This window comes from Nostoc punctiforme PCC 73102 (assembly GCF_000020025.1).
In the GTDB taxonomy this organism is placed as follows: Bacteria; Cyanobacteriota; Cyanobacteriia; order Cyanobacteriales; family Nostocaceae; genus Nostoc; species Nostoc punctiforme.
Map to the genome: position 1 here is coordinate 17,501 of NC_010632.1, position 9,366 is coordinate 26,866.

The 9,366-nt window shown below is 42.5% G+C and carries 19 protein-coding genes; 5 read left to right on the plus strand and 14 right to left on the minus strand.

What is annotated here, in order from left to right; all coding sequences use genetic code 11:
- Window positions 1–84: 84 nt before the first annotated feature.
- Together NPUN_RS35305 and NPUN_RS35310 are read left to right on the plus strand one after the other, a co-directional pair.
- A complete protein-coding gene (locus NPUN_RS35305) occupies window positions 85–300 on the plus strand; it encodes a hypothetical protein (RefSeq protein ID WP_012413179.1) in 216 nt (71 codons plus the stop codon).
- Between the two features lie 29 nt (window positions 301–329).
- On the plus strand, window positions 330–524 hold the full coding sequence (locus NPUN_RS35310; protein ID WP_041566663.1) for a hypothetical protein: 195 nt from the start codon (window positions 330–332) through the stop codon (window positions 522–524).
- A gap of 10 nt (window positions 525–534) precedes the next feature.
- On the opposite strand, the gene NPUN_RS35315 is transcribed toward NPUN_RS35310, so the two are convergent.
- The 5 genes from NPUN_RS35315 to NPUN_RS35340 all read right to left on the minus strand — a co-directional run bounded on the left by NPUN_RS35315 (window position 535) and on the right by NPUN_RS35340 (window position 2,321).
- Window positions 535–891, minus strand: a complete 357-nt coding sequence (locus NPUN_RS35315; RefSeq protein ID WP_012413180.1) for a hypothetical protein — start codon at window positions 889–891, stop codon at window positions 535–537.
- Between the two features lie 239 nt (window positions 892–1,130).
- A complete protein-coding gene (locus NPUN_RS35320; RefSeq protein ID WP_012413181.1) occupies window positions 1,131–1,343 on the minus strand; it encodes a hypothetical protein in 213 nt (70 codons plus the stop codon).
- 9 nt (window positions 1,344–1,352) lie between these two features.
- Entirely contained in the window at window positions 1,353–1,565 is a 213-nt protein-coding gene (locus tag NPUN_RS35325) for a hypothetical protein (protein ID WP_012413182.1), read from the minus strand.
- Between the two features lie 14 nt (window positions 1,566–1,579).
- Window positions 1,580–1,921 (minus strand): hypothetical protein, encoded by a 342-nt coding sequence (locus NPUN_RS35330; protein WP_012413183.1) that lies wholly within the window; start codon window positions 1,919–1,921, stop codon window positions 1,580–1,582.
- Between the two features lie 208 nt (window positions 1,922–2,129).
- Window positions 2,130–2,321: a hypothetical protein gene (locus NPUN_RS35340; RefSeq protein ID WP_012413184.1), complete on the minus strand. Its 192-nt coding sequence runs from the start codon at window positions 2,319–2,321 to the stop codon at window positions 2,130–2,132.
- A gap of 296 nt (window positions 2,322–2,617) precedes the next feature.
- Between NPUN_RS35340 and NPUN_RS35345 the strand changes: the two genes are divergently transcribed.
- Window positions 2,618–3,220: an RpnC/YadD family protein gene (locus NPUN_RS35345; RefSeq protein ID WP_234711201.1), complete on the plus strand. Its 603-nt coding sequence runs from the start codon at window positions 2,618–2,620 to the stop codon at window positions 3,218–3,220.
- 66 nt (window positions 3,221–3,286) lie between these two features.
- Here the strand turns inward: NPUN_RS35345 and NPUN_RS35350 are convergent, their stop codons facing one another.
- From NPUN_RS35350 to NPUN_RS35385, 9 genes are all read right to left on the minus strand, one after another.
- Window positions 3,287–3,643 carry a hypothetical protein gene (locus NPUN_RS35350; RefSeq protein ID WP_012413186.1) on the minus strand — a complete coding sequence of 119 codons (357 nt, stop codon included), beginning with the start codon at window positions 3,641–3,643 and terminating at the stop codon, window positions 3,287–3,289.
- A gap of 11 nt (window positions 3,644–3,654) precedes the next feature.
- Window positions 3,655–3,924: a hypothetical protein gene (locus tag NPUN_RS35355; protein ID WP_012413187.1), complete on the minus strand. Its 270-nt coding sequence runs from the start codon at window positions 3,922–3,924 to the stop codon at window positions 3,655–3,657.
- Window positions 3,925–3,990: 66 nt separating this feature from the next.
- On the minus strand, window positions 3,991–4,548 hold the full coding sequence (locus NPUN_RS35360) for a hypothetical protein (protein ID WP_012413188.1): 558 nt from the start codon (window positions 4,546–4,548) through the stop codon (window positions 3,991–3,993).
- A gap of 7 nt (window positions 4,549–4,555) precedes the next feature.
- Window positions 4,556–4,774, minus strand: a complete 219-nt coding sequence (locus NPUN_RS35365) for a hypothetical protein (RefSeq protein ID WP_041566665.1) — start codon at window positions 4,772–4,774, stop codon at window positions 4,556–4,558.
- A gap of 268 nt (window positions 4,775–5,042) precedes the next feature.
- Window positions 5,043–5,387 carry a hypothetical protein gene (locus tag NPUN_RS35370; protein ID WP_012413189.1) on the minus strand — a complete coding sequence of 115 codons (345 nt, stop codon included), beginning with the start codon at window positions 5,385–5,387 and terminating at the stop codon, window positions 5,043–5,045.
- Complete coding sequence (locus tag NPUN_RS35375; RefSeq protein ID WP_041566666.1) at window positions 5,387–5,599, minus strand: hypothetical protein; 213 nt, start codon at window positions 5,597–5,599, stop codon at window positions 5,387–5,389. Before NPUN_RS35375 ends, NPUN_RS35370 begins: the two co-directional genes overlap by 1 nt.
- Window positions 5,600–5,666: 67 nt before the next feature.
- Window positions 5,667–6,053, minus strand: a complete 387-nt coding sequence (locus NPUN_RS35380; RefSeq protein ID WP_012413190.1) for a hypothetical protein — start codon at window positions 6,051–6,053, stop codon at window positions 5,667–5,669.
- On the minus strand, window positions 6,038–6,265 hold the full coding sequence (locus NPUN_RS41300; protein WP_148220494.1) for a hypothetical protein: 228 nt from the start codon (window positions 6,263–6,265) through the stop codon (window positions 6,038–6,040). The genes NPUN_RS35380 and NPUN_RS41300 overlap by 16 nt, the downstream gene beginning before the upstream one ends.
- A gap of 59 nt (window positions 6,266–6,324) precedes the next feature.
- Window positions 6,325–6,891, minus strand: a complete 567-nt coding sequence (locus NPUN_RS35385) for a hypothetical protein (protein ID WP_012413191.1) — start codon at window positions 6,889–6,891, stop codon at window positions 6,325–6,327.
- A gap of 258 nt (window positions 6,892–7,149) precedes the next feature.
- Between NPUN_RS35385 and NPUN_RS35390 the strand changes: the two genes are divergently transcribed.
- Window positions 7,150–7,404: a hypothetical protein gene (locus tag NPUN_RS35390; RefSeq protein WP_012413192.1), complete on the plus strand. Its 255-nt coding sequence runs from the start codon at window positions 7,150–7,152 to the stop codon at window positions 7,402–7,404.
- 340 nt (window positions 7,405–7,744) lie between these two features.
- Window positions 7,745–9,343 carry a hypothetical protein gene (locus tag NPUN_RS35395; protein ID WP_012413193.1) on the plus strand — a complete coding sequence of 533 codons (1,599 nt, stop codon included), beginning with the start codon at window positions 7,745–7,747 and terminating at the stop codon, window positions 9,341–9,343.
- The last annotated feature ends 23 nt before the right edge of the window (window positions 9,344–9,366 follow it).

Consider the following 9,366-nt stretch of genomic DNA (forward strand, 5'->3'; position numbering starts at 1 on the left):
ATGAGGTATTGTTCTGAAAAAGTTCTCGGCAAAAACATAGAACTATAGGGGTAAAGTTAGGTAAGCGTTATTGTCGAGGAGAAAATGCCTAAGAAAACTACACCAAAAATGGTTCAGACTGGAGTTTCTATTCCAGAACCGTTGTATGAAGCCGCAAAGCGAGTTCAAGCAATGGAGGGCTGGAATGAGTCAGAAATGCATCGCGTCTTTTGGGAAAAAGGATTTGCGCTTCACCTTCAAGGAACTCTTGCCCGTTACCAGTTGGGTTTGATTCCTGAAGCACAAAATACCGCCGAATAAGTTGACGGGATTTAGTCTAAAGGGGAGTATTGCACCCCTTTTTTTGTGCCTTCGCTAAAAAGCAAGCAGACCATGAGACTCTGCTCGACCTCAAACACGTTAGCATCAAGGCTTTGGGACACGCGGATGATTTCGATGAGGCTCAAAACCCTAGTAATGCCGTGAAAATAACTGTCTCATGGTCTGCTCAATCCCTTGCCCTGACTGATTCCGCGCCTCTATGAGAAAGAAAATTCATTTTTTTGAATTTTGCAAAAAACCGTGGTTTTTGACTCTTTTATCTAAAGTGGGTTTTTCTATTCGTCCTGCGGTCATTTTTGAAGCCTGACTCTGTTTGATTAACACCGAACGCAAGTACTGCCGACAAGCTGCTTCTCCCCGACAGATCAGAATCCGCAGCGCCTGTATTTCCTGCATTGGAGAAACACAGATTTCAGCGATGGCTGCAATCAAATTCTGTTGCTTCTGCACATAATCTTGATGCTGCTGCTCCAACACAGCAATCTTGGAGTTTAGCTGTTGTATCTGCCGTAATGCTTGCGTTAAGGACGATTCTTTGTTTTGAGAGCGATTATTCAGAGTTAACGTCATTTTCTTACCCTTCTAAATTTAGATTCTTTCTGTTTACTGCAGGGCAAACGCATCTAAATTACTCTTGATCAGAACGAAGGTTAAAAACCAACGAAAAAATGAGGATTTCGCGTTTGCTTATTTTTCAAGCCCCAAAGCGATCACCTAAAATTTTCGCAATAAGCAAGAGTTAATGACATGATTTTTAACTCTATTGAGAATATACTTTGCTTATTGACATGATGCGGCCGCCCTGCTGTTTACTGTTGAGTCATCTGCTTCATATCATCGATTGCATTCAAGACTTCCCCCAAAATATTGAAAGCATCGTTTAAAACCACGTCATTCAATGTAGAAAAGTATTCGGAGGATTCGATATTGCGATAATCTTGACTACTGCTAATAAGCCGCAGTGTATATTGACAGCCTTGCAATATGGCTTGAATTTCTGAAGTAGTTAGCTTAATTTCCATTGGTGTGTTCTAACTTTGAAAAACTGAATCGATTTCGCCGTTATCAATAGCATTTTTGGCATGGCGAACAGCTTGCGTATGATTGTCAAAAGTTTGAGTTGAAGGTGATGCCCAAGTTGTTTTTAACAGACCTGTTTTTCCCACATGAACATCCACAGCGCCATCTGATAACTCGGCAGTCTCAATTTTGTAGCCGCCATGTTTGGTTTTGTACTCTTTCATTACCGTTAACTAACCTAAAATTTATCTCGTTGAATACTGAGGCTTGCTCCGACTAAAGAACTTCCTAAGAAAGTGGAAAAACTGACCAGCATTGCACCCAGGCAAATATTTTTCTGTTGCTCCCAACCAGAGATGATTATGTTGGGATTATTTGTCTCAATAATCTCCAGCCCCCAGCAAGCCATTGCTCCAACTCCTGCAAATCCGGTAAAAAGTAAAGATACAATTGCAGTTGTTTCTATGATGCGGTCGAGAAGAATTCTGGGGTTGAATCTTTTTCGAGTCCGACGAAGAACTAATTTATTACGAGTGTTTGAAGGCAAAGATGATTGATAAGTCACTTTCTGTGTTTTCATTTAGCATCCTCCAATTCAACAAAAAATCCCGCACCAGTATTTTTAATCTTTACCAACTTTTGATTTACCAATGTTTGAATCACTCCTAGACTAAATTTGATACTGCCCAATCGTGCGCTACCCCCACAACGACCAAGATACTGTAGGCAGAGTGAGGACTGGTCAGTAGAGGTGGGGTAAGTAGATTTTCTCGGCATAATCTTGGTTATTACTCTATGATTTGTAAATGATGTGCATTGAAAAAAATTCCCTGACCAGTTGGCATATCTGAGAAATGAACACAAACCATGCCGTGTCCTGAATACTGGATTACTGTACCTGTTTGCCCTAACCTGGTGTCTTTCTCTACAACTGTTTTGATGACTTTGACAACTGAATTAATTGGTGGAAGGTTAGCCATTTTTAATCCTTGGCTGAATAGCCGATTATTGATTAGTAATTTGAGTTTTCACCGATACCATATTGCAATTTTAGAAAACTGACTGGAGTACAGATTTCTTGCCAATCACAAGCTCCCATTGGGGCATTCCAGTCATTTACAATTCGCAATTCGCAGTTCGCAATTCGCAATTAAATACAAGAAATCACTTGTTATTTAATTGTTAATTAATGGGTCTTAATCCACCACTGATTCAAAAGAAAGTGGTCTTAAATCAGTGGTGGGTTTAAGCTCTCACTGATTCAATCAATTGCGAATTGCGAATTGCGAATTGCTTTGATATGCCTTTTCGGATGGCTGATTACCGTTTGAGAGTATATCGCCGTTTTCCCAAGAAGCGAATGCACCAAGTCGTAATTTACTTAGATAAAACTGAATCGGAGAAGGTGTATCAAACTACTTTCATTGCTGGAAGTTTACAACATGAATTTTCAGTGATTCGTTTGTGGGAGCAACCGCCAGAGGTCTTTTTGACAGCGCCAGGATTACTCCCTTTTGCGGTCTTAAGTGCTACTGAGAACAAAGTTGCGACATTGCAACAGTCATCTGCGGCTGTTGACAAAATTGCTGACAGGCGAACACAAAGTAATATTGCTGCCGCTTCTGCAATTCTGGCTGGGTTAGTATTAGAACAAGAAGTGATTAGACGTTTATTTAGGAAGGACATAATGCGCGAGTCTGTGATTTACCAACAAATTAAAACCGAAGGTGAAGAAGAAGGGAGCGATAAAAAAGCCCGTAAAATTGCTATTAACTTATTAGCTGAGGGCATCAGCGTTGATGTGATAGCTAGGTCTACTGGCTTATCAATAGAAGTAGTGCAACAATTACAGCAGGGAGAATTCGAGAACCAAGAGTAATTTTGCTACTATCTCTATACTGAATCGCCTCAACGAGGGCTGTATTTTAAGTCCCTATTTTTTACCTTACTCAGTGACAGTGCGGCTTGTTGACAACAATGGCCGTGTTTGTTGTAGCTGCTTGTACTCATCCCAATTCCTGGGATTATGAGGCGATGACATTGACTCTTGAAATTCCCAGTTTTGAGAATTGGTATCGAAAAACTCAATGGCTGCATCAAAACCACATTGTAAAAATCTGGTGTATGATTCTTCAGAACAAAGGATAGACTCGACAATTGCAGTCAAGAGTTTGAGGTTGGTTTCAGTAGCAGCACCTTCTTTTTGGAGCCATTCGATTGTTTCAAGCAGTTGTTTTTTAGCAGAAGCCGCAGTAGATTCAGGTAATGCGGCAACGGGAATAAAACCTGTTATTTGTTTCATATTTGATTGGCTCAAAAATTATCTATTTCTGTGACACCTTCATCAGTTGCCACCTTCTTTTGAGATTTAGCTTTACTGATTTGAAATTCGTTAGCTTTAATTACGGGCATTGCAGCCTCTTTAACTGCTGCTTTTGCTTGGTAATAAAGAAATTGAACTACGCCTGAAGCGTCTTCCTCTTCTTCCACTTGCGCCCATAAAGAACAACCTAATTCGATTGATTCGTAGTTGCCCAAGTTAAATTTTCTCGAATAACTAACTGAGACAGTACCGATTTTCATTGACTTGTTTGACCCGCTAATTTATGTAGTGGCGACTCACGTTTGAATCGCCTTTTTCGTGTTTAATTACCGCTTGTTACCTTGCGGCATTGCTGTCTGATTCTGCCCTTGCAGAGATAGCCGTGCCTCAGTTTCCGAAACCGGGGGTAATGCAGGTGCAGTCACAGCATTACTAGCCCAACGTTCGTAAGTATCATTTGTGACCCAATGCAGTGTCGCTCCAGATTCAGCACCACTACGAATCATCTCGGCGGCAACGAGGGCATCCTTTTCAAAATCAGATTGAGGATTGCGATAGCTCCACTGAATAAACCAGTACGTTCCCAGTGTTCCTTCTACTTTCTGAAACTCGGCACAGAAAATGTAGTTTTTGAGTACGCTAGCGATCGCCTGATAACAGAATTCTTTGGGATCTCCTGGCATCCCTTCCTCGCACCACTGCTGGAAAGCGCGATGGGCGAAGTGGTTATACAATCCAGCAAAATTGTCTTTACTGCGACGGTGGATCAGAAAACTAAGCAGCATGGAAGCTGGGCCTTTAAATTGGTCTTTGAGTCCGCCAGCAACAGGAATCACCCACAGTTCAGTGAATGGTTCGTTGGTGAAGTTCTCGTTGATGGTCAATGCACGGTCAGGACGAGAAATTGCGATCGCCTACGGCGGGCGGGTACGCCATCGCAAAATCAGCCTTGTTACCTTTGAGATATCCTCCTGCTTGTGCTTCCAAAATTGTCAGCTTAGGAGGACAATCGAGAAGGAATTGCCCGTATTCTTTAGCGCAATTCGCTTGTAGTTTCGGTTGGCTGGGTGGAATGAGAAAGACGCTGTTGTTGATTTTGATGGTTTCCATAGTTGCGTTGTTGTTGCTAAAAATTGTGTTGATACTGGATACTGTTCGACTTAGCTATTTATTGAGCAGAATTTAGGAGTCAGGAGTCAGGATTCAGAATATAGGAAAGGTATTGTGACCGAAAAAACGTCTGAATAATCGGCGTTTTTGCATCCCCACCAAATTGAAGTTTTAGTGGTGCAACAATTCAGTCATAGGTCTGAATCCCAGACTAAGAGCAAGTCTAAGAGCGCCTTGATTCTGACTCCTGTTAGCGGTAGCGGGGCGTTTAGCCCATTCTGACTTCTGAACTCTTCATAACAATTCCAGGAATTGTTTTTAACTCGTACTTCAGCATTTCAATTTGATATAGTCGCTTTTTAATCTCTGCTTCTAGAAGTGTTTTCAATTCCTGCGGTTTGAGCAATTTAATCTCGTTCTCTAAGTGATTTTCCTCTTCAATGGAATTCATGTCAGGCATGACTAAATACCGCCAGTTTTCATCGTATTCATAAGCTAAAAGACTATCGCTTGGGTAATACTTCATGCCGATAATCATTCCTTGTTCTATACGTTGTCCGAAAGTGAAGCGGGGGTATTTCCAACCGTGTGGAATGGTGATTGTTGGTTGCATTATTCTGCCTCCTGATTAAATTTGACCTCGACAATTTCTTCTACACAACCCATTGCCTCAGTCAAATAGTGCAATGTATCACCTAAATGTGTTGCTGCTTCTGGGTCAATCTTCTTGTCTGCAATCAACAAAAGCCAGTTTTCGTTTTGGGCAATTGCTTGGACCTTCAGGTAGCACGAGTTGAATTCTTGTAGTATTTCTATGGGTGACATTGTTATATTTGTGATGTAAGTAAAACAGTCTTATTGAGGAAGTGGGCAGCAACGCCCACCCCATTTCTTACGCTGCAACTAATCTTTCGCTTGACGCATCGGATTCTTTATCCAATAACTCGTCTTCTGTGGCTGGTTGTTCTGTAGCCGCAGTTGATATCTTTGCCACGTTCATGAAGTCGTCAAGCCCCACTGCTGCATCAATCGGCTCGGCGTATCGAAGAGAATCCACTCCGTTTGACCAATGGGTGATGTACTGAAATATCACCCCAATCATGCAATCAGCCTTGTACACTCGATAGTTTCTGGGGCAAGCTCCGTTAACGTATACGAGTTTGTAGTGGAGGATTTCAAGCACCTCTGCATTGGGGTCGGTTGGAGGTAGGAGAATTTTCTCTTGGGAATCATCCAACTGAGCTTCTTTAAGAGAAAATGGGTTTATCGTGTGTGCCATGATAATTTCGTTTGTCTAATTTCGTTGTAGACGCGATTGCATTTCTCTTGAACTGCGATCGCCTTTTTCGCTTCTAGGACTAGGGATTTCTTACACCTCTGTATCGCATCTGCTGGAGGTAGCACAAAATTCTCTTGGCAGTCAGAGAAACCTGAATCTGAAACTGTGATGTTACTTGCTAGACTATGTGCAATGATTATCTGTAATTGCATATTTGCAGGCGATGGCTCTTGTCTTGGGGTAGCAATCGCCCTTTCTCACTTCCAGCAACTTACGCCGCTACTGCCGTTCGGACTCCCAGAAACGTTATCGCCTCTTCTGCACTGTTGGCGAATCTGTTCATGCCGTATGTGCGGGGTCTGGAATACCAGCCTTCATAATTGCAACCGATGTAGCCCACTAACTGATTATTTCGGTAAAGTTTAGTACTGAAGGATAACCAATCAATCTGCGGATGCCACAAGTTGAACTTGACGCAAGCTTCTTCCAATTCCTCGCTTAAACGTTCATTGCGCTCCAGGGGTGTTTCTGGGAGGGTTGCTTTGACCTCTGCAACTCTTGTAGCGAACCAGTTTCTATCGAAGGGCAGCCGTCCGCCACAGACTAATTGCACCCATACGGTGATTCCGCCTTCAATCCAGATTGTGCGAACTGATTCGGGTTCCACTTCGATAATCTCACCGATGATGCGGCGATCTCTGCTGGTGAGAGGATCTTGGGTTGGAGCTACAGCTTCGGCTTGGGATTCGATGTATTTGTCAAGCTCGGCTTGTGCTGCGGCTTGCTTGTCAACAGAATAATCGACAATTGCTTGTCGTGTATGAGTTACATACGTCATAATAAAAATCTCCAATTTATTTGGGTAAAAGGCGATCGCAAGTTTTCCAGGACAGGCGGTCGTCTTTTGTTTTGATAGATGAAAAAAAACTGTACTTTTGAGGCAATAGAAGGTCGGTTTGATTTACACGAGCCTTTCTTGCTCCTCATATTTTTATATTATGATATTATCACTACATTGTCAATATATTCTTCATGAAATTGTCATTACAAACAGTCATTGGTAAGCTAATATTTATAATTAAGGAGTTGAGCAAGAATGACCAAAGGATCAAAAGCGTCTTCAGACAGGGTTTTCATTCAAATCCAGGTTGACCAAGAAAGGAAGACAAGGTTTGCAGAGAAAGTCCGCAATCAAGGTAAAACAATTACTGAAGTACTAATCTCGTGGATTGATGATTACATTGACGAATCTGAGAAGGTAGATGTTATAGACCTAAAAAAGCGAATAGAGGCTTTAGAGCGCAAATCAAACCAACAGGACTCTTTACTCATGGGGGAATTGCTCGCCTGAGAGAAGAGAATGATTCTCTCAGGCAAAAACATTCACAACTAATGGATCTCCTTAAAGCGGACAAGCCCGCTAATCAATAAGCGGGCTTTGTTTTTTTGTAAGCAGTCTATATTGATTATATAGTGATAATATCATTATATAATGATAAAAACTGGAGAAGTAGAAGACGATCGCCGCCGACCAAAGCATTGCGATCGCCTGCTCAATCCGTTAACGACAAAGTGAGCTAACTATAATGCTGACACATTTTTGGAAAAATCCCCCAGATCAGTTGCTTGGTTCACTTTGGTTAAGTTGCAACACCTCAACTTTTAGGCATCTACCATAGTGAGCAAGAAATATGCTGACACTAGACAGAGAACAAACAACAGCACTCGATTACAGTGTTGTCAACACCAGTATCCAGGAAACTTTCAGTGCTATTAACCGTTTTGAGTGGCAAGCAATAGATGAACTACGTCTAATGCGAGACAACCACTATTACAAAGATGGTGGATATCTCAGCTTTGAAGACTATTGTGAAAAAGAGCTAATCAAACACGGTGGATATCGCCGAGTCAGAGATTTACTGTCTGCGAAGAAAGTAGTTGATACTCTGCCAGAGGAACTGAAAGACAAGATTACTAAGCCTTCTCAAACTCGCTCCTTGCTCCGACTGGTGAAAACTCCCGATAAGTTAGAGCAAGCTGTTGCGATCGCAGCAAAAGAGAAACCCTTCCCCACTGCCGCCGACTTCACCAAAGCAGTACAGAAGGTCGTTCCAAAAAATACGTCACCCACTAGAACCAGTAGCACAAAACAAGAAAAAGTCAAAACGCAATTGTGTAATTCTGTTACTGTTTCTTCCCTTTCACATCCTCGTTATGGGGATTCGGGAGTGATCGAGGCAGACGCACCCAATAACTATCAGCAGATTGTTACCTTTAGTGATGGTGAGAGGCTGCTGGTAAACAATAGTGATTTGGCTGGTTTAAATGACGCAATTGTGTCCGAATCGAGTGGGCGAACTTACCCAAAAGAGTACACCGAAGCGATCGCTGCTATTGAAGAACGTCATAAACAGGAGTTAGAGCAACTTTCCCAAGAATTGAGGATTGGTTTGCAAGCAGAAGCAGCTACCAGAGCCGAAGCTCAGGTACAAGAACAAATCCAATCCTTGCAGCAACTGTACAAGCAACAAAAGGAGCAAAACGTTCAGTTACAGCAACGCTTAGACGAGATGGAGGGGTTGAGAAAGTTAGAGATTGAGAATCAGCAACTCCAGCAACGTATCCAAGAATTGGAAAACGCGGTTGAACAGCGCCCTTCCCAACAATGGGGAAATACTATGACCCAGCAAGCGACCAAAGCGTTAAACAAACAGGTGAAACAGGCGTTAGAGAAAACCATTGATTTGCGATCGCTAGCTGTTGAACCACCCAAAGAAAACGCCCAAGAATGTCTGCGGCTCATGGGCATGGCTTTGAAAAACTTAGCGAGTGCGATGAACAACACCCAAGCATTGGAGGCTGCGGCGATAATTCTGGGGAGTGAACCGACACAATCCGCGATCGCATATCGAGCCGAACAACTGGAAATGCTACCCCAGGCGGTTAGTGAGATTAAGGCAATATTAGCTAAACCTGGATGTACTTGGCATGAGTTTTTGAATGTTGCCCAAGAGTACGAAGTTATTAAACAGGACTATTGGGCAGAACTTACCACCCAGGAAACAGATTTAATTGCCACACTCCAAAACGCATCCTCTCAACCAGACACCATTGGCATCGGCTCTATTGTTGCCCATGCCGACCCCTACCGTACTTTGTATGTCGAGAGGGGTGAAGTTGTAGAGGATTTGGGCGAGGAAGTAGTGGTGGCATGGGATTGTTGGAAGGAGCAATCGAAAAAGACTGACAGGTATTTCCGAGATGAGTTGCGGTTTTGGCAGCCTGAATAGGCTTTCAATGTACTGATAACTTT